Origin of the sequence: Stackebrandtia nassauensis DSM 44728 (assembly GCF_000024545.1) — a bacterium.
Lineage (GTDB): Bacteria > Actinomycetota > Actinomycetes > Mycobacteriales > Micromonosporaceae > Stackebrandtia > Stackebrandtia nassauensis.
Genome location: NC_013947.1, coordinates 6,234,793 through 6,255,928 on the forward strand (window position 1 = coordinate 6,234,793; position 21,136 = coordinate 6,255,928).

21 protein-coding genes and 1 riboswitch are annotated in these 21,136 nt (G+C 68.0%); of the genes, 9 read left to right on the plus strand and 12 right to left on the minus strand.

Translation table 11 applies throughout. The features are described from left to right. Positions 1-6 precede the first annotated feature (6 nt). Positions 7-801: a S1 family peptidase gene (locus SNAS_RS29070; protein WP_013021074.1), complete on the minus strand. Its 795-nt coding sequence runs from the start codon at positions 799-801 to the stop codon at positions 7-9. Positions 802-1,170: 369 nt separating this feature from the next. Between SNAS_RS29070 and SNAS_RS29075 the strand changes: the two genes are divergently transcribed. Beyond that, a complete protein-coding gene (locus tag SNAS_RS29075) occupies positions 1,171-2,385 on the plus strand; it encodes a vesicular transport-associated repeat protein (RefSeq protein ID WP_013021075.1) in 1,215 nt (404 codons plus the stop codon). Positions 2,386-2,540: 155 nt separating this feature from the next. Beyond that, positions 2,541-4,181: a beta-N-acetylhexosaminidase gene (locus SNAS_RS29080; RefSeq protein WP_013021076.1), complete on the plus strand. Its 1,641-nt coding sequence runs from the start codon at positions 2,541-2,543 to the stop codon at positions 4,179-4,181. 101 nt (positions 4,182-4,282) lie between these two features. Here the strand turns inward: SNAS_RS29080 and SNAS_RS35465 are convergent, their stop codons facing one another. The 3 genes from SNAS_RS35465 to SNAS_RS29095 all read right to left on the minus strand — a co-directional run bounded on the left by SNAS_RS35465 (position 4,283) and on the right by SNAS_RS29095 (position 6,901). Beyond that, the gene (locus tag SNAS_RS35465) at positions 4,283-4,714 is read right to left on the minus strand and encodes a hypothetical protein (protein WP_013021077.1); all 432 of its coding nucleotides are present in this window, start codon (positions 4,712-4,714) and stop codon (positions 4,283-4,285) included. Positions 4,715-4,838: 124 nt separating this feature from the next. Beyond that, positions 4,839-5,840, minus strand: coding sequence for a C40 family peptidase (locus SNAS_RS29090; RefSeq protein WP_013021078.1), 1,002 nt, complete (start codon positions 5,838-5,840; stop codon positions 4,839-4,841). 113 nt (positions 5,841-5,953) lie between these two features. Next, the gene (locus tag SNAS_RS29095) at positions 5,954-6,901 is read right to left on the minus strand and encodes a C40 family peptidase (protein ID WP_013021079.1); all 948 of its coding nucleotides are present in this window, start codon (positions 6,899-6,901) and stop codon (positions 5,954-5,956) included. Between the two features lie 13 nt (positions 6,902-6,914). After that, positions 6,915-7,072: riboswitch (cyclic di-AMP (ydaO/yuaA leader) on the minus strand. Positions 7,073-7,284: 212 nt separating this feature from the next. Here SNAS_RS29095 and SNAS_RS29100 point away from each other — a divergent pair. Genes SNAS_RS29100 through SNAS_RS29110 form a run of 3 tightly spaced genes read left to right on the plus strand, consistent with a single transcriptional unit; the run spans position 7,285 to position 8,714 of the window. Beyond that, positions 7,285-7,581: a metal-sensitive transcriptional regulator gene (locus SNAS_RS29100; protein ID WP_013021080.1), complete on the plus strand. Its 297-nt coding sequence runs from the start codon at positions 7,285-7,287 to the stop codon at positions 7,579-7,581. 9 nt (positions 7,582-7,590) lie between these two features. Further along, the gene (locus tag SNAS_RS29105; RefSeq protein ID WP_013021081.1) at positions 7,591-7,800 is read left to right on the plus strand and encodes a heavy-metal-associated domain-containing protein; all 210 of its coding nucleotides are present in this window, start codon (positions 7,591-7,593) and stop codon (positions 7,798-7,800) included. 2 nt (positions 7,801-7,802) lie between these two features. Continuing rightward, entirely contained in the window at positions 7,803-8,714 is a 912-nt protein-coding gene (locus SNAS_RS29110; protein ID WP_013021082.1) for a hypothetical protein, read from the plus strand. Here the strand turns inward: SNAS_RS29110 and SNAS_RS29115 are convergent. Both SNAS_RS29115 and SNAS_RS29120 read right to left on the minus strand, forming a co-directional pair. After that, entirely contained in the window at positions 8,704-9,834 is a 1,131-nt protein-coding gene (locus SNAS_RS29115; protein ID WP_013021083.1) for a class I SAM-dependent methyltransferase, read from the minus strand. The genes SNAS_RS29110 and SNAS_RS29115 overlap by 11 nt on opposite strands. Continuing rightward, positions 9,831-10,841: a hypothetical protein gene (locus SNAS_RS29120; protein WP_041625246.1), complete on the minus strand. Its 1,011-nt coding sequence runs from the start codon at positions 10,839-10,841 to the stop codon at positions 9,831-9,833. Before SNAS_RS29120 ends, SNAS_RS29115 begins: the two co-directional genes overlap by 4 nt. Before the next feature lie 119 nt (positions 10,842-10,960). Here SNAS_RS29120 and SNAS_RS35470 point away from each other — a divergent pair, with 119 nt between their 5' ends. Next, positions 10,961-11,128 carry a hypothetical protein gene (locus SNAS_RS35470; RefSeq protein WP_013021085.1) on the plus strand — a complete coding sequence of 56 codons (168 nt, stop codon included), beginning with the start codon at positions 10,961-10,963 and terminating at the stop codon, positions 11,126-11,128. 82 nt (positions 11,129-11,210) lie between these two features. After that, positions 11,211-11,744 carry a DUF6069 family protein gene (locus tag SNAS_RS29125; protein ID WP_013021086.1) on the plus strand — a complete coding sequence of 178 codons (534 nt, stop codon included), beginning with the start codon at positions 11,211-11,213 and terminating at the stop codon, positions 11,742-11,744. Here SNAS_RS29125 and SNAS_RS29130 read toward each other — a convergent pair. From SNAS_RS29130 to SNAS_RS29145, 4 genes are all read right to left on the minus strand, one after another. Next, a complete protein-coding gene (locus SNAS_RS29130) occupies positions 11,738-12,463 on the minus strand; it encodes a sulfotransferase family protein (RefSeq protein ID WP_013021087.1) in 726 nt (241 codons plus the stop codon). The genes SNAS_RS29125 and SNAS_RS29130 overlap by 7 nt on opposite strands. A 64-nt stretch (positions 12,464-12,527) precedes the next feature. Next, positions 12,528-13,379 carry a sugar ABC transporter permease gene (locus SNAS_RS29135; RefSeq protein ID WP_013021088.1) on the minus strand — a complete coding sequence of 284 codons (852 nt, stop codon included), beginning with the start codon at positions 13,377-13,379 and terminating at the stop codon, positions 12,528-12,530. After that, on the minus strand, positions 13,376-14,908 hold the full coding sequence (locus SNAS_RS29140; RefSeq protein WP_013021089.1) for an ABC transporter permease subunit: 1,533 nt from the start codon (positions 14,906-14,908) through the stop codon (positions 13,376-13,378). The genes SNAS_RS29135 and SNAS_RS29140 overlap by 4 nt, the downstream gene beginning before the upstream one ends. Before the next feature lie 3 nt (positions 14,909-14,911). Then, positions 14,912-16,120, minus strand: coding sequence for a sugar ABC transporter substrate-binding protein (locus SNAS_RS29145; RefSeq protein ID WP_013021090.1), 1,209 nt, complete (start codon positions 16,118-16,120; stop codon positions 14,912-14,914). Positions 16,121-16,249: 129 nt separating this feature from the next. On the opposite strand from SNAS_RS29145, the gene SNAS_RS29150 reads away from it, so the two are divergent. Beyond that, entirely contained in the window at positions 16,250-17,266 is a 1,017-nt protein-coding gene (locus SNAS_RS29150) for a LacI family DNA-binding transcriptional regulator (RefSeq protein ID WP_083787262.1), read from the plus strand. 10 nt (positions 17,267-17,276) lie between these two features. Next, complete coding sequence (locus SNAS_RS29155; protein ID WP_013021092.1) at positions 17,277-18,800, plus strand: glycoside hydrolase family 13 protein; 1,524 nt, start codon at positions 17,277-17,279, stop codon at positions 18,798-18,800. 232 nt (positions 18,801-19,032) lie between these two features. On the opposite strand, the gene SNAS_RS36020 is transcribed toward SNAS_RS29155, so the two are convergent. Together SNAS_RS36020 and SNAS_RS29165 are read right to left on the minus strand one after the other, a co-directional pair. Next, positions 19,033-20,022, minus strand: a complete 990-nt coding sequence (locus SNAS_RS36020) for a hypothetical protein (protein ID WP_013021093.1) — start codon at positions 20,020-20,022, stop codon at positions 19,033-19,035. An 88-nt stretch (positions 20,023-20,110) separates the two neighbouring features. Beyond that, the gene (locus SNAS_RS29165) at positions 20,111-20,983 is read right to left on the minus strand and encodes a peptidoglycan-binding protein (protein WP_013021094.1); all 873 of its coding nucleotides are present in this window, start codon (positions 20,981-20,983) and stop codon (positions 20,111-20,113) included. Positions 20,984-21,136: the final 153 nt, after the last annotated feature.

Consider the following 21,136-nt stretch of genomic DNA (forward strand, 5'->3'; position numbering starts at 1 on the left):
TCTCCTTTAGAGTCCGCTGATCTCCTTGATCCAGCCCGCGTTGTGCGGGATGGAGGTGTAGGCGCCCCACTGGGTGTTGGCGGGCTTGTGGCCGATGGCGCACACGCCGACCAGCTTGAACGCGCCGTCGGCGGGGCTCTTCACGAAGCCGGGTCCACCGGAGTCGCCGCCCGCGACTCCCGCGTCGCCCTTCATGCACACGACGTTGGCGGTCTCGCAGTACTCGGTGGTGGTCTTACCCACGGAGTGCTTGAGGTTCTCCGGCAGCGGTCCGCTCCAGTCCTCGTTCTCCGAGCCCCAGCCGAAGATGTCGGATTCCTGGCCGAGTTCCACGTCGGCCTCGGTGGCCATCGGGGCGTACTCGTTCTCGAAGGCCGGGATGTGCAGCAGCGCGATGTCGTTGTCGGGCCAGTTGTAGTCGGGGTGCATCTCGACCTTGTCGACGGTGCGCTCCTCGCCACCGCTGGAACGTTGCAGCGAGCCGATGCGGACGCTGAACTCGCCGCCGCCCTCGACGCAGTGGGCCGCGGTGATGATCCACTCGGCACCGATCTGGCTGGCCGAGCAGGTGAAGCTGCCGCCGTTGTGCAGGGCGGCGATCCACGGCTTGTTCTCCTCGACCGGTGCGCCGCCGACCATGCGGTCGTCGTCGTCCAGCCGGACGTCCATCGGCTTGACCTGTTCGGGCGCGCTCTCGGCCTGTGCGGGCAGGACCGCCATGGTGGTTCCGAAACCGATCGCCGCGACGGCGGCGATCGGCAGGGCTATCTTGAGCAGCCGCTTCCGGGATGTGGTTTTCATGCGTTCTTTCTCCTGAAGGGTGTATTTCCTTTGCCGGGCAGGGATTGATGCCCCGATATAACGGGTATGCATGAATCTAGATATTTCTCTCAGAGAAACGGATCCGTGTCAAGGCGCGAACTGGGGCGGGTTGTTCAGAGTGTTCGATTTCTGTCGCTTATGCCGCAATTGCGATAAATGCCGACTTTCGTAAAAGTCGTCGCATTCTTAATGCCGCTTTCTTTTGTCAGATTTCCGATTCCGGCGCGTCGCGACCAACCGGTCACGCACAGCTGAGAAGATGGGCTGTCCCGAAATATCCCAATTACCCATATATAGAGAGATATGTCGAACTTCTTTGATCCTTCCGGAGCGGAATTCTCCGTTTCGATGCGCGGCTATGACCGCGGTCAGGTCGAGACCTACGCCCGCCGGATGTCCGCGGCGGTGAAGAACGCCGAAGCCAGCCGCACCGAAGCCGAGACCAAGCTGTCGGAGGTGCGCACCTCGTTGCGCCGCACCGAGGACCGGCTGGGCAGCCTGGAGCGCCGGATGGCCGACACCGCCGCCCAGATCGCCGAGAACGAACAACCCACCCTGGCCGGGCTCGGTGCCCGGGTCGAGAAAGATCTGCGCGCCTCCGAACGCGACGCGGACGAACAGCGCGAGGAGGCCCGTCGTCAGGCCCTCGCCATCCGCGAGGACGCCAAGGCCGAGGCCGCCCGCACCTCCGAGGTGGCCCGCGCCGAGGCCACCGCCGTGACCACCTCCGCCCGCCGCGAGGCCGAGGAGCTGGCCGCCGCGGCCCGCACCGAGTCCACCGAGGTGCGCGAATCGGCCCGGCGCGACGTGGAACTGCTGCGTGCCGACACCATCCGCGACGTGGAACAGAAGCGCGCCAGCGCTTCGCAGGAGGCCGCCGAGCTCAAGGCGAGCGCCGAACGCGAGATCGCCGTCAACCGCGCCACAGTGGACCGCGAGTCGACGCAGCTGCGGGCCGCCGCCGCCCGGGACTCCGACGAGCAGCGGGCCGCCGCGGCGACGCTGCTGGCCGAGGCCGCCGAGACCCGGCAGTCCAAGTTGCAGGAACTGTCGCTGGCCGAGGCGGAGCGTCGCGAGCAGGCCGAACGCGAGCACTCCAAGCGGCACTCCGACGCGGTGACCCAGGCACAGCGCATCGTCGCCGAGGCCGAGCAGCGTTGGGCGCTGGCCGACCAGCGGGCCCGCGAGACCCGGCAGAAGGCCGAGGACCGGGAGTCCGAGGCCGACCGCAAGTCCGAGGAACTGGCCGCCCAGACCGAGGCGGCGGTGGCCCAGATCCTGTCCGAGGCCCGCGCCGAGGCCGACCGGCTGCGCACCGAGGCCGAGACCGCGGCCGAGGAGATGCTCAAGCCGCTGCGCGACGAGGTCGCCGAGCTGAAGCGGCGCGAGTTGTCGGTGAGCTCGAACCTGGACGACCTGCGCCGCCAGCTGGGCACGGTCGCGGGCGAGCAGGCCGCCGCGGTGCTCGACAACCTGGCCGTGAACGCGTCGCTGCCGATCAACGCCCCGCGTTCCGGCTACGAGGTCGAGACGCCCACCCAGCAGATCCCGGCCATCAGCTAGAACCCGTCCTTCTTTAAGGGGTGGAGCGAGCGCATCGCTCCACCCCTTTATTTCATTCTCTTAACAATTCCAAGTATGTCGATCCGCACCCGACCAGGGCTGCCGTACGGTGACCGGTAACCACTCATGCGTCCCAGGCCAGTGAGGTGCCGTTCATGTACGAATCGTTGATCCCCCAGCCGACCTCGGTCGAAGCCCACCCCGGCGGTCCGTTCACTCTCGACGGTGACACCCGCATCGTCGCCACCGAAGCCGCCGCCGAGGCGGGCTGGCTGCTGCACGACTACCTGCGGGCCGGAACCGGCCTGACCGTCCCGGTCACCGACCGGGCCGACGGCGGCGCCATCACCCTCGAACTGTCCGGCGACCGTCCCGCTGACGGCACCACCGCCGCCGAGGCCTACCGGCTCGACGTCGACGCGGACGGGGTCCGGCTGTCCGCCGCCCACCCCGCCGGACTGTCACGGGCGGTGCAGACGCTGCGGCAGCTGCTGCCCGCCGAGACGCTGCGCAGCGCGCCGGTGGGCACCACCCCGGTGACCCTGGCCGCGGTGTCGATTCAGGACGAACCGCGGTTCGCCTGGCGCGGCGTGATGCTGGACGTGGCGCGGCACTTCCAGCCCAAGGAGTTCGTGCTGCGCATGATCGACCTGGCGGCGCTGCACCGGCTCAACGTCGTCCAGCTGCACCTGACCGACGACCAGGGCTGGCGGCTGGAGGTCCCCGGCCGTCCCAAGCTCACCGAGATCGGTTCCTGGCGCCCCGAGACCGTGATCGGGCACGCCCTCGACGACACCAAGGGCTACGACGGCACCCCGCACGGCGGCTACTACACCGCCGCCGACCTGCGCGAGATCGTCGCCTACGCCGCCCGCCGCCACATCACCGTGGTGCCCGAGATCGACCTGCCCGGCCACGTGCGCTCGGTGCTGGCCGGTTATCCCGAACTGGGCAACACCGGCGAGCCCACCACCGTGGCCACCACCTTCGGCATCTTCTCCGAGGTCCTGGCGCCCACCGAGGCGGCGCTCGACTTCGCCCGCGAGGTCTTCGACACCGTCGTCGACATCTTCCCGTCTCCGTACATCCACATCGGCGGCGACGAATGCCCCCGCACCGAATGGCGCGACAGCCCGGCGGCGCGGGACAAGGCGAAGGAACTGGGACTGAGCAGCGTCGACCTGTTGCAGTCCTGGTTCACGAAGAACTTCGCCGAGCACCTGGCCGGACACGGCCGCCAGATCATCGGCTGGGACGAGATCCTGGACGGTGGCGCGCCCGACGACGCGGTCATCGCGGTGTGGCGGGACTTCTCGATCGCCGCGAAGGCGGCGGCCAAGGGCCACAAGGTGATCGTGGCCCCGGTACAGGCGACCTATCTGGACTACTACGAGTCCACCGACGCCGAGGAGCCGCTGCGGATCTTCAAGAACATCTCCGTCGACACGATCGCGGAGTTCGAGCCGGTTCCCGAGGGCACCTCCGACGAGCTCATCTTCGGCGTCCAGGCTCAACTGTGGAGCGAGTACCTGCCGGTGCCCTCGGCGGTGGAGTACGCCGCCTTCCCGCGGCTGTCGGCCATCGCCGACGTCGCGTGGTCGACACCCGAGGCGCGCACCGCCTCGCCGGTGACCGGACGGCTGGAGGAGCACCTCAAGCGCCTGGACGCGCTGGGCGTCAACTACCGGCCGCCGTCGGGCCCGAGGCCGTGGCAGAAGGGTGGCACGGGAGCGCGGGCACGCTGGGACCTGGACGACACCTCGAGGGACGAGACCCCGGACCTGCCGGAGTTCTAGGGCCAGTCATACGACCCTGGACATGGAAGTGGCCGGACACCCTCCCGTATGTGTCCGGCCACTGTAGTGAGCTGGGAACTACTCCCAGGTCACCGGTGAGATTAGATCGGCAGCGGCGGCACCGGAGCGTCCACCGGCAGCTCAGGCAGCGGCGGCGCACCCGGAATCGCGGGCGGTGCGGCCGGGCAGTCACCCGGTGCCGGAGCACCCGGGACCGGCAGTTCCGGCAGCGGCGGCGCACCCGGGACCGGAAGCTCCGGCAGGCCAGGCGCCTTCTCCCCCGCTGCGGGCGGAGCCGCCGGGTCCTCGGCGGCGGGCGGCACCGGTGCGTCGGGCGCCGGAGGCGCGGGCGCGTCCGGAGCGGCCGGGCACTCGCCCGGAGCCGGAGGCGCGGGTGCGTCCGGCGCCGGAGCGGCGGGCGGCCCGTCGGGCGCCGGCGGTTCCGCGTAGGCGGCCGAGCTGACGCCGAGGACGGCGAATCCGGCCGCCCCGGCGATGGCGAGTGCGACGATGGTGCGTGAAGTCCTGTTCATGACAACTCCCTCGTTGTCCGAGTCGTGAACCCTGAGACTCGGTATCATTTTTCTCGTCCAACTTCGGAGGGTAGTTACTCAGTAACTAACTGCATTCTGCTTTCACATAATTCGCACACATTTTTCAAGCCGGTCGGCCATAGCCCGAAACCGGCAGTTCGTCGATCCCGGAAACGCGGACGTTCTGCCCCTCACTCGGTGCGTGAATGATCTTTCCCTGACCGACGTACATGCCGACATGGTGAATATCGCCGTAGTAGAAGACGAGATCTCCCGGCTGTAGTTCGCCCCGGCCCACGTGCGGGATCGAGCGGTACTGGGCGGCGGCGTTGTGCGGCAGCGACACCCCGGCCGAGCCCCAGGCGGCACTGGTCAGGCCCGAGCAGTCGTAACCGTGCGGACCGACCCCGCCCCACTGGTACGGCGAGCCGAGCGCGCCGTGGACGAACCGCACCGCCGTTGCCGCGGCTCCGGCGTCACCGCCGGGAATCGGCGGCGCCTTCAGGCCGGGATTGTCGCGGTAGCCCTGGCCCATCGCGATGTCGCGCAGGTCCCGCAGCCGGTCCCGGTCCCGGGTGATCGCGCGCTGCTTCTTGGACTTCTTGGCCTTCAGCTTGCCGCGTTCCCGTTCCAGGTCGTCGATCTCCAGTTCCTCGGATTCGAGGATCTTGGTGGTCGCGGCCAGTTCGTCGACGAGGTCGTCCTGTTCCAGGCTCATGAACTCCAGCAGCGACAGCCGCTCGATGAGGGTGTCGGGGCTGCCGGAGATGATGGGCGTGACGGTGACGGCCGGTCCGGCCCGGTACAGCGAGGCGGCGATGTCGCCGACCTCGGTGGCCGTCTGTTCGGCCCGGCTGCGCAGCGGTTTGAGTTCCTTGCCGGTCTCGGCGTGCTGCTTTTCGAGGTCCTTGAGCTCCTGGTTCAGCTCGTTGTAGTCCTCGACGATGATCTCCAGCTCGGCGGAGGCCTTGTCGACCTTCTTCTCCAGCTGCTTGATCGAGGGTTCGGCGAAAGCCGGTTGCGGTGCCGCGAGGGTCGCGGCCAGCGCCGCCGCCGCGAGTGCGACGGTGAGGCGAACAACGGTGGATCTTGAGCTTGACGACGTAGTCCTGGCACGAATGGCCATCGACCGCGCTCCTGTGGGTCCCCGGGGGTGGCGACACTAATACAAGGGGTCAGCAGTAAGTGAGCGTATCACCACACCCCGGGAAGCATTGCGCCGGGCGCGATCTGGGGTTACTACGGACGTCCGTAACTGTGGACCGGCATGTCGTTCATGTTGGCCACCTTGACGACGTCCCCGGACTGGGGCGCGTGGACGACCTTGCCGTCCCCGACGTACAGGGCCACATGGTGCAGGTCGCTGTAGTAGAACACCAGGTCACCGGGGGCCAGGTCACTGCGGGAAACGCTCGCCGTCTCCTCGCGCTGCACCGATGCCTTGTGGTACAGGGATACTCCGGCCTGCTGCCAGGCTGCCAGGGTCAGACCCGAGCAGTCGAAGGAGTCAGGGCCGGCCTGCCCGTAACCGTAGGGGTCACCCAGCTGGTCATAGGCGTACTGCACGACCTCACCGGCCCGGCCCGAGGGCGGGGGCGGTCCGCTGCCGCCGGTGTCGCCACCGCCGCCGAGCTTCTCGCGCAGTTCCTTGAGCTCGCCGATCTGGCCGTCGAGCTTCTTCTTTTTCTTCTTCAGGTCCGACTTGGTCTTCTTCTGCTCGTCCTTGAGGTCCTCGAGGTCCTGCTTCTTCTCCAGCAGGTCCTTGAGCGTGGACGAGTTAGCGGAGATCTCGGCACCCTGGGAGGCGTTGATGGCGCCCAGAACGCTGATGCGCTTCATCGCCTCCTGCGGGTTCTCGGCGAGCGCCGAACCGGCGACGACGAGCTGGCTTCCGCCGGTGTACTCCTCATAGGCGATGTCGGAGAGGATCTTGCGTGACTCTTCTGCCTCTTTCTCGTACTTGGGCAGCTGTTTCTTGATCTTCTTGATCTTCTTTTCGGTCTTTTTGAGATCTTCCCTGGCGCCGTTGTACTTCTCCGCCAGTTTCTCCATCTCGTTGCCCTTTTTGTCGAGTTCGTCCTCGACTTCCTCAAGGGTGTCTGGCTCGGCGGAGGCGGTCGCCGGGGTGATCACCACACACAACACTGCGGCTGCCACAGCGGCGATCACGGCGTAACGCTTTTTCACCTGGAGTCGGGCTCCTTCTTCCTGCTACCGCCTACCGGGTTAGCTGACGGGTTCGGGCGGGAAGAAGCGCTTGTCAGAAGCGGCGCCCTACCATCGGCACGTGGCCGACGGATTCACCCCGGGGAGGTGGGTCCCCGGTTCACCGTCAAGGTGACTCGGCGGTGTCGTCCGGTGTCGCCGGAGTGGCGGACTGAGGGTCCGGATACGACAGGGCCCAAGCCTAAGGGGAGCCGGACGACCCGGCAAGGTTTGAGAGGCTGTTATTTGTCTTCAGTGGCACGATTTTTCGGTGATTTAACGCCGTGACATCGTGGACTAACACAGTGATGCGCGTTATTGGATGAAATTACCCCGTGGGGGTATAGTGGCGGTGGAGGTTGGACATGGACGAGAAGACCGAGTACTGGTACAGCACGGATCGTGACGCACTGCTCAAGCGGCTGCGTCGCGTCGAGGGACAGGTACGGGGCATCCAGCGAATGGTCGATGAGGACGAATACTGTATCGACATCCTTACCCAGATCTCCGCCGCCAACAAGGCACTGCGCGCCGTCGCGCTTCACCTGCTGGAAGGCCATCTGGGGCACTGCGTCGCCGACGCGACCGCCGCCGGCGGCGAGACGGCCGAGGCCAAGGTCAAGGAAGCCACCGAGGCCATCGGGCGCCTCATGAAATCCTAAGGAGCGAATGTGACCACCCAGACCTACACGGTGACCGGCATGACCTGCCAGCACTGCGTGAACGCGGTGACCGAGGAACTGTCGGGCATCGAGGGTGTGACCGGCGTGGACGTCGACCTGACCAGCGGCAGGGTGACCGTGACTTCTCAGTCGGCTGTGGACGACAAGTCGGTCGCCGAGGCGGTCGACGAGGCCGGTTACGAACTGGCGGCCGCCTGAGCATGCGGTTGCCGAAACCGCCGCCGGGGCTGAAACCGTTGCTGCCCTTGGTGGTCGGCGCGGTGGTCGTGGCACTGCTCGCCGGAGTCGTGATCGGACGGTTGCTGCCCGCCAGCGCCGGGGCGCCCGTCGAGACGCAGGCGGAGTCCTCGGCCTCGGCCGACGGCGGACACACGCACGGCGGCGGCTCCACAGAGGAGTCCGAGCCCGCCGACCTGGAGGGGCTGTCGCTGTCGGCGTCCGGATTCACGTTGGTGCCCAAGGACACCGAGGTGGGCCAATCCGGCGAGGCGAAGCCGTGGGCGTTCACCATCACCGACGTCGAGGGCGAACCCATCACGAAGTTCGCCACCCTGCACGACAAGAAGATGCACCTGTTCGCGGTGCGCCGCGACTTCACCGGGTACCAGCATCTGCATCCGGTCATGGATCCCGACTCCGGACTGTGGAGCACCGACATCACCTTCGACACGCCGGGCGGCTGGCGGGTCATCGCCGACTTCGCCGTCGGCGGCGGCAAGGACGTCACGCCGGCCACGCTGGGCACCGACGTGACCGTGCCCGGTGACTACGAACCCGCCGCGCTGCCGGAACCCAAGACCACGGCGAAGACCGACAGCTTCGACGTCACGCTGGACTTCAAGCCCGAACTGGGCGCCAGCGCCCCGGCGCTGATCGAGGTGACCAAGGACGGGAAGGCCGCGGACCTGGAACGGTACCTGGGCGCACACGGGCACCTGGTTCTGTTGCGGCAGGACGACATGGGCTTCGCGCACGTCCACCCCGACTCCAAGCGCGTCGACGGCGAGCTGCGGTTCTGGGCCACCGTGCCGTCCAAGGGCGACTACCGCGCCTTCCTGGACTTCAAAGTGGACGGAAAGGTGCGCACCGCCGCGTTCACCATCACGGTGTGAGCAGGTCGGCCAGGTACGGCCGGATATTCCACTGTGAAGTGAGCTGCCGGAACTCCTCGGCGTGCCGTGGATCCGGTGTCGCGGTCGAGCGGGTGGCGCGCAGCAGCGTGTTGCGGGGCGTGTGCGCCGAATCGATGAACTCGATGACGTCCACCCTGTACCCGTGGGCGCGCAGCAGCGTCGCGCGCAGCGCGTCGGTGAGCACGTCGGCGAACCGTTCCCGCAGGATGCCGTCGGCGGTGAGCTGACCGTACGGGGACGGGGCGGCGGCCTTGCGCAGCTGCGCGGCCAGATCGTGGTGGCAACACGGCGCGGCGACGATGTGCTTGGCGCCCAAGGAGACCCCGCGCGCGAGCGCGTCGTCGGTCGCGGTGTCGCAGGCGTGCAGCGCCAGCACCATGTCCACATCGTCCAGCGGGGTCTCGGCGGCGGTTCCGGCGATGAACCGGACCCGCTCGCCGACGCCCAGCTTCTGGGCCAGCTCGGTGTTGCGGTGCCGCTGGTCCTCGCGCACGTCGACGCCGGTCACCCGGGGGTCGGCTCCGGCGAGGTTCAGGTAGCGGTGCGTGGCGAAGGTCAGGTAGGCGTTGCCGCAGCCCAGATCGACGACGTGTTCCACGGCGGCGCCGTCGCCCAACAGCGACGCCACGGCCCGCAGGAACGCGTCCACCTGCCGCCGTTTCGCCGCGCCCGCGCCCAGTTCCCGAAACAGCGGGTCGTCGGGGGCGATGAGGTGCGGCGGGGTGCGGTCGTGGGCCAGGTCCCGGTCCCGGGACGCGGCGGCCCGGTGCACCTGCGCGTCACCGCGTTTGGTGACCCGCAGCTGGACGGTGGCCTCGGTGGTCTCGACCAGCCAGTTGCCGTAGGGCTCGGCCAGCACGTCGTCGACGCGCTTGTCGGCCTCGTCTCCGTCGACATTGGTCACCAGGGGCCGCTGGCCGTCGTGCTGCGAGATCTGGAGCTTCACGCCGCCCTTGACCGCCACCGGCCGCAGCTCGGTTTTGACGTGCGCGGGCCGTTCGTTGCGGCGGCGGCCCGAGGCCACGGCGCGCACCAGCTTGTGCCGCTCGGCCAGCAGGCCGCGGATCTCGGCCAACGCCTGCTCCAACGATTCGGTCACGCTGCCTCCCGCAGGTGGACGGTGGCGTTGTGCAGCTTGGTGACCGTGAGCGCGGCGGTGTCGCGCAGCAGTGTGTCGGGGACGATCGCGGTGCCCGCCAGCGCCGTCAACAGGCTGGGCAGCCCGGGCAGGCAGAAGCCGTCGTCGGCGAGGATCGACTCGGCCAGGCCGCCGCGTTTGCCCAGCACCTCGCGGGTGTGCTGCCAGGTCTCGTCCAGTTCCTCCACCGAGGGCACCCCGAAGCCGTGCCCGACCGGGGCGGCGTGCCGCAGCTTGATGACGCCGCTGTCACCGAAGGCCAGCGCCACGACACAGCGTTCGGCCAGCTGCCCCTGGACGGCGGCGGGCAGCCGGGTGACGACGCTGCACTTGTCCCGGCACTCGGCCGCGCACACGCCCAGCGCGTGGGCGACGTTGCTGTGCTGCCGGTCCAGATAGGTGCGCCAGCCCTGTCCGGGTGCCTTGTCGATGCGCAGGATCCGGGCGGTGGCGCCCTTGTCGGTGCGGTTGTGGCCGCAGGTGACGTCCTGCTGCCCGAAGACGCTGTCGGCACCGTCCACGTTGTCGTCGATGCGCATCGGGTCGGCGGCGTGCCCCCACACCGCCTCCCACACCAGCAGCGGCAGGTACTCGGCGATGATGTGGACGGTCGCGACCAGGCTGGCCATCTCGTTGCGCAGGTGGCGGGCCCGCACCACCTCCAGCAGCAGGTCGTAGGCCGGACGCAGACTGGACAGCGCGCCCCGGTTGACCTCGCGCGGTTCCTGCGGCATCCGGCAGGCGCGGGCCCGGTCGACCAGCGCGGTGTACTCCGGGCCGCCCGCCTCGGCGTCGGCCATGTCGAAGTCTTCGGCGTCCAGATCCAGCAGCCGCTGCCCGAACAGGCAGATGCGGCGCAGCCGGTTGAGCTCGGACTCCGGCAGCCGAAGCATCGGCAGCAGCTCCCGTACGTCGCCGAAGGCGTAGCGGTGGCACAGCGTCTCCACGACGTCAACTCCGGAATTCATGTTCGACAGCTTTTCATCTTTTGACCGACGGCGTAAGCTTGCCCGGCTGATGCCGATTGGGGAAATGTTTCCCGACGTGACACTCACCAATACAGACACACTCGCGAGGTGGCGTACCCGTGCCTGACGACGACCGGACGGTCGAACTGTCTGATGATTTCGAGATCCTGCCCGACAACACCTCCGACGACACCGACGTCGGCTGGGGTGAACCGCGTTCCCGTTCGGCCCGGCGTCGCCTGGCCGATCAGCGACTGCTGGACGAGCGGCCGCCGCACTGGGACTGACGGACTCCGGCATGCGCACCACGCGTACCGGAATGTTTGGGTTTTGTCCCGATTAAGGGGATTTGCCGGTAATTTCGGCCGTATGAGCGAGCCCAATTACCGCTACGGACAGGCCAGTCCCCGGCAACCGGTCGACCCGACGCAGCGCATGCCTTCGGCTTCGGCCCCCGAACCCAAGCCCCAGCCCCGCATCAACGCGGGAAAGCTGTGGGCCGGGGGTGTCGGGGCCGCGGTGGTGGTGGCGCTGGTGGTGCTGGTCGGCATCCTGCTGGTGCGCGGCGTGCTCAAGATCCCGGTGCTGGCCGCGCAGGGCGAGGGCGCCTACGGCACGGCCTCCACGACGACGTACGCCGTGACCGCCGGAGCGCTGGCCCTGGCGGCCACGGCATTGCTGCACGTGCTGTTGATCGCGATGCCGCGTCCGATGCAGTTCTTCTACTGGATCTGCGCGCTGGTCACCGCCGTGGCCGTGTTGTTGCCGTTCACCTTGGTCGCCGAGCTGAACGCGCAGGTCGCCACGGCCGGGATCAACCTGGTCGCCGGGATCTGCCTGATGTCGGTGCTCGGTTCGATCGGCGCCTCGTCGGTCAACTACGACCGCGAACCGCGTTACTGATCCTTCTGCGCCATCTGCTGCCGGTACTCCTCGGCGGTGGCGGCGCCCGCGCCGGGAGGACCGCTTTCCATCATCTTCTGGAAGTCGGCGGTCGTGTTCGAATGCGGGAACGGCTGCTCCGGCACCGGCAGGCCCAGCCGCTCGCACAGCGGTTCCCAGCCCTCCGAGGCGTTCCACTCCAGCAGCCGGTCGGCGGGCGCGGTGTCACGGACGTGCTGGATGTACCTGTCGTAGCAGCGCTGGGCGCCCTCGGCGTCGTCGGCCGTGACGTCGGAGTCCTCGCCGACGAACCGCTTCCACAGCGCGTCGGTCATCTCGAGGAACTTCTCCGGCGAACCCTCGAATCCCGGACGGTCGACGCCTTCCTCGGCGGCCTTGCGGGACATGTCCAGCGACTTCAGGACGGTGTTGGACATGCTGCGGTACCAGGTGGCGGCGTCGGTGCGGGTCGACAGCAGGATCAGCGCGTCCGGGAACGCCTCCGCCAGCTCCGGCCAGAAGATGGAGGCGGGCCAGTCCACGGCGGCGGTGTAGCCGTCGAAGAACTTGTGCCAGTCGGGGGTCTTGCCATTGAGGGCGTCGATCCAGGTGTCGACGTGGTCGAAGTGTTCGATGACCTGGTGCATGTGGTAACACTTCCCTCCAAGCAGGACGGGAAGTGCTTCCGATTGCGACCAGGTGGCGGTGCGCGGTAGCCCCGCGCCAACTACTTTCAGCATGGCGCAACGGTATCCGCGCGAATCGCTCCCTTCAACGTCCACTGAGTTCATTCTCAGCGGTTTCTCAGCCCTTCACGGCGCCCGCGGTGAGGCCGTGCACGATGTAGCGCTGGAGGTAGGTGAAGACCGCCACGGTGGGGATAGCGGTCAGAACGGTTCCGGCGCAGAACATCCCGAAGTTGGCCTCCCGGTTGTTGTCACCGACCATGGCCGCCAGCCCCACCGCGAGTGTCTGCGACTCGGGATCGGTGAGGAACACGCTGGCGATGATGTACTCGTTGACGATGCCGACGAAGGCCAGCAGCCCGGAGATGGCCAGGATCGGGGTCACCAGCGGCAGGATGATCCGGAAGAATACCTGCGCGTGGGTGGCTCCGTCCACGATCGCCGATTCGTCCAGTTCCTTGGGCACCGTGTCGAAGAAGCCCTTCATCAGCCAGGTGTTGACGCCCATCGCGCCGCCCAGGTAGACCAGGATCAGGCCGGTGGAGGTGTTGAAGCCGAGCACCGGCCAGCGGTCGCCGATCACCGAGAAGATCAGGTAGATGGCCACGATCGCCAGGAACTGCGGGAACATCTGGATCAGCAGCAGGGCCAGCAGACTGACGCGGCGGCCCCTGAACCGGAACCGGCTGAACGCGTACGCGGCCAGCGCCGAGATGAACACCGACGCGGCGGCCGCGACGAACGCGATGAGCAGCGTGTTGCCGTACCAGCTGGCGAACTCGGTCTGGGTGAACAGGTTGGTGAGGTTGTCGAACGAGAAGCCGTTCTCCGGCAGCAGGGTCGTGGACGACAGCGTGCCCACCGGGTTGAAGGCCGAGGACACGACGAACACGATCGGCACCAGCGAGAACACGGCGACGGCGATCGCGACGACGTGCCGCCAGCCGAAGATCCGCAGCCAGGAACTCATCGGTACACCTCTTCCTGTCGCCGGGTGGTCCTGAAGCTCACCGCCGAGATCACGGCGACGATGACGAAGATGAACGCGCTGATGGCGGCCGCGTAACCGTAGTCGGCACCCTGACCGCCGAAGGCCAGCCGGAAGGTATAGGTGATGAGCAGGTCGGTGCCGCCCGCGCTGGAGGAGTCCGAGGTGAACGGGCCGCCGCCGGTGGTCAGCTGGATGACGTTGAAGTTGTTGAAGTTGAACGCGAACGACGAGATCAACAGCGGCGTCAGCGCCACCAGCAGCAGCGGCAGCGTCACCTTGCGGAACGCCTGCGGCGCCGAGGCGCCGTCGATCTTGGCCGCGTCGAGGGTGTCGCGCGGGATCGCTTGCAGCGCACCGGTACTGATCAGGAACATGTACGGGAAGCCGAGCCACAGGTTGACCAGCAGCACGGCCAGCCGCGCCGAACCGGTGTGCCCGAACCAGGCGATGTCCAGACCGGACAGCTGGTTGATGAGCCCGTAGTCGGCGTTGAACATGTCCCGCCACACCAGCAGCATCCCGAAGGCGGGCATGGCGTAGGGCAGGATCACGATGGCGCGGTAGATCTTGCGGCCCCGCAGCCGGTCGTGGTTGAGGGCCATGGCGCAGGCCAGGCCCAGCACGAACACGAGCAGCACGGTCCCGGCCGCGAAGATCAGGTTCCACACCAGTACCGACACGAACGGGCCGCGCAGCCGGTCGTCGGTGAGGACGCGGGTGAAGTTGGACGCCCCGACGTTGACTTCCCAGCCCTGGGCCAGTTTCTCGCCCTTGTCGTCCACGAAGCTGCCGACCGCGTCGTCGGCGGTCCAGCGGTGCCCGGTCTTGGCGTCGACGATGCAGTCGCAGTCGGCCTCGTACTTTCGGGTCGCGACGCCCTCGTAGGCCTCGTTGAGTCCCTTGGTGCGGATGCCGCCGTCGTCGACGGGTACGGCGAACTTCGCGATCTCGGCGTCGCGTTCACCGATCTCCTCGCCGGTCAGCGGGGTGTAGCCCTCGGCTTCGAGGATCTTGCCGCTCGAGGTCGCCTCCACATCGGATTCGGCGAGCGGTTTGAGTCCGGTCTCGTCTCCGGCGTAGAACTTCCCGTCCGCGTCGGTCAACAGGAACACCAGGTCCCCGGAGCCGTCGTAGGCGACGGTGAGCGCGTAGGTCGGCGCGTCCTCGCGCTGTTTGACCGAGGTCGCCTCCAGGTAGTCGATGACCTCTTCCTTGGTGCCGCGATGGCCGTCGCCGAGGTTCGTCGTGGAGGTGGAGATCGTGATGATGACCGGCAGCAGCTGGAACGCGATGAGCAGCAGCGTTCCGGGCACCAGGTACTTGGCGGGCACCCGCCTGGGCGACAGGTACAGGTAGAACAGCAGCGCCGTGACGGCGACGACGATGCCGAGCCCGATCCATTCCCCGGCACCGATCAGCGGCAGCGCCGCCCACACCCCCAGGCCCGCCACCACGCACATGACGGCGATCTTGGTGACGAGCCCGGGCAGGCTGGTGGTCGAGTTCATCGGTTATCCGATGGCCTCGGTGATGGTCTTGGCCGCGGACTTGACGGCCTTTTCGGGGTCCTCGCCCTTCAGCACCGCCGCCTGGGCCTTGCCGAACGGGTCCCACACGGCGGACATCGCGGGAATGGCGGGCAGGATCGTGCCGCCCTCACCGGCCTTCTCGAAACCGGCGATGTCCTTGTTGTCGGCGCTGACCTCGGCGCGGACGTCGGTCAGCGCGGGCATCCGGGGATCGGCCTCGAACAGGTCCTTGTTGAGTTTCTCGGTGGCGGCGTAGTTGGTGACGAACTCCTGGGCGTGGGTCTTGTTGTCGCCCTTGCTGGCCACGTAGAACGCCTGCACGCCGACGAACGGGGTGGCCTTCTTCCCGCCCTTGAAGCCGGGGATCTCGGTGACCTCGTAGTCCAGTTTGGCTTTCTTCACCTGGGACAGCGCCCACGGTCCCGACACCAGGTACGGGGTCTTGCCCTCGACGAACTTGGGAATCGAGTTGTCGGCGCTCATCGAGGTCTTCATGACCCCGTCCTCGCCGAGCTTCGCGAGTTTGGCGAAGGCGTCGACGGCCTCGGGTTTGGACAGTCCCAGGTCCCCCGGGTCGTACTGGCCCTTGTCGTCCTGGCCGAACAGGTAACCACCGGCGGAGGCGTAGAACGGGTAGGCGTGGTACGGGTTGCCGACGTCACTGACCTCGATGGACAGGATGTCGTCGGTCTTGCCGTCCTTCTTGAGTTTCTTGCCGGTGGCAGTCAGGTCCTCAATGGTCTTCGGCTGTTCGGGCGCCAGCTTGGTGTTGCGGATCAGGGCCAGGTTCTCCACGGCGTACGGGTTGCCGTAGACGTCGCCGTCGTAGGTGACGGCTTCCAGGGCCGTCGGGTCCAGGGCCTTCTTCTGCTCGGAGCTCAGCTGCACCGGGTCGATCGCCTTGTTCTGCACCAGGTTGCCGATCCAGTCGTGGGCGGCGACCAGGATGTCGGGGCCCTTGCCCTGTTCGGACGCGGTGATGAAGTCCTCCTGCAGTTCCTCGGCGTGGACCTCCACCGAGACTTCGATGCCGTTGTCCTCACCGAACTGCTTGGCGTAGGGCTTGAGCACCTCGCCGCGGACCTCGTCGGCCCAGATCACGAGTTTGGCCTTGTCGGCTTCGGCACTACAGGCGCTCAGACTCACGGCCGCGATCGCGGCCGCCAGGAGCACGCTGGGGATCTTGCGCATGGTGGCTTCTCCTTCACGGGAGCCGGTTGTGGGTGGCGGGGGTCACCACATGGGGGTCGGATCCCGCGACTTTAGCAAGAACTTTCAGTACATGGAAGAGTTTGCATTGATATTGTTTTCGATTTTCAGATCGGTTACAGTCTCGATATGCGCGCACGACTGTCCGATATCGCCCGGCACGCGGGGGTCAGCGAGGCCACCGTCTCCCGGGTGCTCAACGACCGTCCCGGGGTCGGCTCCGCCACCAAGCAGGCGGTACTGACCGCATTGGACGTTCTCGGGTATGAGCGCCCGGCCGCGCTGCGCCAGCACAGCGCCGGGCTGATCGGACTTGTCGTACCGGAACTGGAGAACCCGATCTTCCCGCTGTTCGCGCAGGTCATCAGCACCCAGCTGGCGAACAACGGCTACACCCCGGTCCTGTGCACCCAAAGCCCCGGCGGCGTCACCGAGGACGAGTACGTCGAGATGCTGCGCGAGCGCCGGGTGGCGGGCATCGTGTTCGTGTCGGGGCTGCACGCCGACACCACCGCCGACGTTGGCCGGTACCAGAAACTCGCCGACGGCGGGCTGCCGCTGGTCTTCGTCAACGGGTACATGGACCAGCTGCCGTCGCCGTGCTTCTCGTGCGACGACGGCGTCGCGGCCAAGCTGGGCGTCGAGCACCTGCTGTCGCTGGGACACCGCCGGATCGGGCTGGTCTCCGGACCCGAACGCTTCATCCCGGTGCAGCGCAAGCGGGCCGGGTACCTGGCGGCCATCGAGGGCCGGGCCGAACCGCTGGTGGAGCTGACCATGTTCGGCGTCGAGGGCGGGGCCGCCGCGGCCGCCCGGCTGCTGGACTCGGGCGCCACCGGGATCCTGTGCGGCTCGGATCTGATGGCGCTGGGCGCGATCCGCGAGGCCCGGGCCCGGGGACTGTCGGTTCCCGGGGACGTGTCGATCGTCGGCTACGACGACTCGCCGCTGATCGCGCACACCGACCCACCACTGACGACACTGCGGCAACCGGTGCGCCCCATGGCCTTGGCCGCGGTGCGCGCGCTGCTGGACGAGATCGCCGGACACGCCGCACCGTCCACAGAGTACCTTTTCCGCCCCGAACTGGTCGTGCGCGCCTCCACCGGCACGGCCGTCACCACATAGGAGGACCCCCATGAGCCAATGGTGGCGAGACGCCGTCATCTACCAGGTGTACCCGCGCAGCTTCGCCGACTCCAACGGCGACGGTATGGGCGACATGCCGGGCATCCGCGAGAAACTCCCCTATCTGGCGAAGCTGGGGGTGGACGCGGTGTGGCTGTCGCCGTTCTACACCTCACCGATGCACGACGGCGGTTACGACGTCGCCGACTTCCGCGACGTGGACCCGATGTTCGGCGGCCTCGCCGATTTCGATCGGATGGTCACCGAGGCGCATCGCCTGGGCCTGCGGGTCATCGTCGACATCGTCCCCAACCACTGCTCCACCGAACACGAGTGGTTCAAGGCCGCGCTGGCGGCGGGCCCGGGTTCGCCGGAGCGGGAACGGTTCCACTTCCGCGACTCGCCCGACGGGCCGCCCAACAACTGGCCGTCGATCTTCGGCGGTCCGGCGTGGACCCAGGTTCCCGACGGCCAGTGGTACCTGCACCTGTTCGACTCCAGCCAGCCCGACTTCAACTGGGACAACCCGGAGATCCACGCCGAGTTCCTCGACGTGCTGAAGTTCTGGCTGGACCGGGGCGTGGACGGGTTCCGCATCGACGTCGCGCACGGCATGGTCAAGGAACCGGGACTGCCGGACCTGCCGGAGGACAAGGCCACCGAACTGCTGGGCGGCAGCCGAACCCCGTACCTGGACGTCGACGGGGTGCACGAGATCTACCGCGCCTGGCGGCAGGTCCTCAACTCCTATGAGGGTGACCGGATGGCCGTCGCCGAGGCGTGGGTGGAGACCCCGGAGCGCCGGGCCCGCTACGTGCGCGGCGACGAGCTGCACCAGGCGTTCAACTTCGACCTGCTGAAATCCGACTTCTCCGCGACCGAGTACCGCAAGGTCATCGACGCCGAGATGTCGATGGCCAACAGCGTGGGCGCCGTGCCCACCTGGGTGCTGTCCAATCACGACCGCTACCGGCACGTGACCCGGTTCGGCGACGGCCCGCTGGGGCTGGCCCGGGCCCGGGCCGCGACGCTCACCATGCTGGCGCTGCCCGGTTCGTCCTACCTGTACCAGGGCGAGGAACTCGGCCTCCCCGAGGTGCTCGACCTGCCCGAGGACGTGCTCCAGGACCCGGTCTGGGAACGTAGCGGCCACACCGACCGGGGCCGCGACGGCTGCCGGGTTCCGTTGCCGTGGAAGCGAAGCGGCCCGTCCTTCGGCTTCGGTCCCGGCGACAGCTGGCTGCCGCAGCCTGGCGACTGGGGCAGCCTGTCGGCCGAGGCCCAGGACGGCACCGAGGGCTCCACACTGGAGTTCTACCGCGAGGCGCTGCGACTGCGTCGCGAACACCGGCCGCAGGCGTTGATCTGGAGCGAGGGTGCCAACGGTGACGTACTGGCGTTCTCCAACGGCGCGCTGCGCTGCGTCACCAACTTCGGCGACAGCCCGATCCGGCTCGACGGCGAGGTGCTGCTGAGCAGTTCCCCCCTCGTGGACGGACAGCTGCCGGGCAACGCCGCCGCCTGGATCCGCTAGCCCCGCGAGGCTTGGCGCTGCGGCCGGACTGCCGCGACGTAGTCGCGGTACCCGGCCGCAGCGTCATGGGTGTGCGCTGTCGAATGGCGACAGAGAGGCTGGGGCTCGGCGGAGCAGCGCGGGGTGCGGCTCGGCGGCTCGGCGGCTCGGCGGCTCGGCGGCTCGGCGGCTCGGCGGCTCGGCGGCTCGGCGGCTCGGCGGCTCGGCGGCCGATGGTCGCTGTGCGGGACGGTTAAGCCGTTCGGCGTCGGCCCAGGCCGCGAACCCGCGTTGCCGAGCGGGACGGGCCGAACAGCCAGGCCGCGAGCACGAGCACGGCGCCCACGATGGTCAACGTCAGGTAAGTGTCGCGCAGTGAGCCGGTGAACGCCTCCAGGATCACCGGTACCGCGGGGCGGTTGGCCGAGGCGGCGCTCACGTCGTCCTGCACGACGAACATGGCCACTGTGGCCACTCCCGCCAGGACCGTCAGCATCGCCCCCGCGATCAGGGCTCCCCGACGGCGGTCGGGCGCGACCACCAGCCCCGCGATCAGCAGCACCACCGCCGCCCACGGCAGCCAGTCGGCCGCCAGCTCGATGAGCTCGGCGTAGTACTGGGCCTGCGGCACCACGTCACCGTCGACGATGACCATCGTCGCGTCCACGGCCGGGATCCGTTCCGCCAGTTCGAACTTCCGCTCCAGCAGTCGCTGTTTCAGCTGCGCCACCACCTCGCCCAGGTCCACCGTCACCGCCTTGCCGACGGTGCTGACGACGCTGTCGTCGCCGGTGGCGCGGATGACGCTCATCGCGGCGGTGTGGGCCCGACGCACCGCGGCGTCCCAGATCTCGACGAACTGGTCACTGGCCAGGAAGGACCGCAGCTCGTCCTCGATCGACTCGCGGGCGGATGCGGCGGCGGCCTCCAGCAGCGGTTCCACGGCGGCCGGAGCCCCCTTGGACTCCAGCCAGCCCGTGGCCTTGTCCACCAGCCTGCCGGTGTCCAGTTTGGCGTCCACCTCGTCCATGACGAGTTTCTCCACCGCGGTGCGCACGACCTTCTCGCGCGCGATCTGGCTGGTCGTGCCGACGAAGTTGTCGGTGTCGAAGAACTGCTGCCGCACGAAGATCGCGGCGGTGGCCGTCACGATCATCAGCACCGCCAGCAGACAGGCCAGACTGGCCGCCGTCCAGCGCACCACCCGCGCGGTGGTCGAGACCCGTTCCCGCTGTTCGTCCACGACGTCCCCCCGTCAGCCGTCCCCGGGGTGAACATACAACGTGGGCCGGTCCCCGTAGAGGGAACCGGCCCACGCGTCGGCGTCGGGTTTAACCGCGCTTGTACTTCTCCCACCAGGTGAAGCCCACCCGGTAGCTGGACGGCGTGTTGTCGGCCCCGTGGGAGGCGAGGCCGTTCTTGCCGTAGTAGTAGTCGTGCACCTGCGGTTGCGCGGCGCTGGCCAGGTCCGGGTCGGCCACCGCCACGGCGTGGATGTGGTACGCGAAGCCCTGGTCGGGGGTGCGCAGCCAGGCCGCGAATCCGACCGTCCGCAGGGCCTTCACCATCTGCCACCGCTGGGTGGACGACAGGCCGCTGACGCTGATGTCGACGACACCGCCACCGTCGTGGGTTCCGGCCGAGCCGGGGTTGGCGGAGGTGTAGGAGCCCTGGGTGAGCTTGATGCTCCACGACAGTTTGCTGTCGGCGGCGGCGAGCATGGACTTCGTCCGGGAGTTGACGCGCTTGCCGCCGTAGGAGTCGCTGTTGCTGCCGACGCTGACCGCGCGCGAGACGGTGAACCGTCCCTCGCCGAGTTTGGTCATCGAGGTCTTGCCGGGCATGCCGTTGGCGTCCAGGCCGGTGTAGCCCAGTTTCTTCTGCCAGGCGGAGTAGGCCGACACGGTGGAGGTGCCGTAGTGGCCGTCGACCTGCGCGGCCTTGAGCAGTCCCTTGGCCTGCAGCGCCTGCTCGACCCGCTGCACGTGGTCCTTGGCGCCGGGAGTCGTGCCGGTGCCGGATTTGCGCGGGTCGACCTGGGCGGCGACCAGCACCAGTTCCATGTCGACGGACGCCAGTCGGGTGTCCTCGGCGAGGGCGCTGTTGGCGACCCACACCGTGGGGACGGCGATCGCGGCGGCGACACCGGTGCCGAGCACCCAGCGCCGGGATCGTTTGGCGCGCATGCCGGTTGATTCGTTCATATAAACGTTCCTCTTGACGGGCCGCTCGCGCGAAGAGCCGGGCTGAGAACCTGGTGACGGGGGATCATCGTCGTTCTCACGTCGCACGAGGGACGGCTTGCGGCCGTCCGCGAAACAGGTTAGAACCCGTGTTGATAATCGATCCATAAGCGA

Coding starts and splice junctions, on each gene's coding strand:
- SNAS_RS35465 (WP_013021077.1), bottom strand. CDS start 4,714: ATGAACAGGACTTCACGCACCATCGTCGCACTCGCCATCGCCGGGGCG.
- SNAS_RS29125 (WP_013021086.1), top strand. CDS start 11,211: ATGAGCGAGCCCAATTACCGCTACGGACAGGCCAGTCCCCGGCAACCG.
- SNAS_RS29090 (WP_013021078.1), bottom strand. CDS start 5,840: ATGGCCATTCGTGCCAGGACTACGTCGTCAAGCTCAAGATCCACCGTT.
- SNAS_RS29080 (WP_013021076.1), top strand. CDS start 2,541: ATGTACGAATCGTTGATCCCCCAGCCGACCTCGGTCGAAGCCCACCCC.
- SNAS_RS29120 (WP_041625246.1), bottom strand. CDS start 10,841: ATGAATTCCGGAGTTGACGTCGTGGAGACGCTGTGCCACCGCTACGCC.
- SNAS_RS29145 (WP_013021090.1), bottom strand. CDS start 16,120: ATGCGCAAGATCCCCAGCGTGCTCCTGGCGGCCGCGATCGCGGCCGTG.
- SNAS_RS29110 (WP_013021082.1), top strand. CDS start 7,803: ATGCGGTTGCCGAAACCGCCGCCGGGGCTGAAACCGTTGCTGCCCTTG.
- SNAS_RS29155 (WP_013021092.1), top strand. CDS start 17,277: ATGAGCCAATGGTGGCGAGACGCCGTCATCTACCAGGTGTACCCGCGC.
- SNAS_RS29135 (WP_013021088.1), bottom strand. CDS start 13,379: ATGAGTTCCTGGCTGCGGATCTTCGGCTGGCGGCACGTCGTCGCGATC.
- SNAS_RS29140 (WP_013021089.1), bottom strand. CDS start 14,908: ATGAACTCGACCACCAGCCTGCCCGGGCTCGTCACCAAGATCGCCGTC.
- SNAS_RS29070 (WP_013021074.1), bottom strand. CDS start 801: ATGAAAACCACATCCCGGAAGCGGCTGCTCAAGATAGCCCTGCCGATC.
- SNAS_RS29165 (WP_013021094.1), bottom strand. CDS start 20,983: ATGAACGAATCAACCGGCATGCGCGCCAAACGATCCCGGCGCTGGGTG.
- SNAS_RS29075 (WP_013021075.1), top strand. CDS start 1,171: ATGCGCGGCTATGACCGCGGTCAGGTCGAGACCTACGCCCGCCGGATG.
- SNAS_RS29130 (WP_013021087.1), bottom strand. CDS start 12,463: ATGCTGAAAGTAGTTGGCGCGGGGCTACCGCGCACCGCCACCTGGTCG.
- SNAS_RS29100 (WP_013021080.1), top strand. CDS start 7,285: ATGGACGAGAAGACCGAGTACTGGTACAGCACGGATCGTGACGCACTG.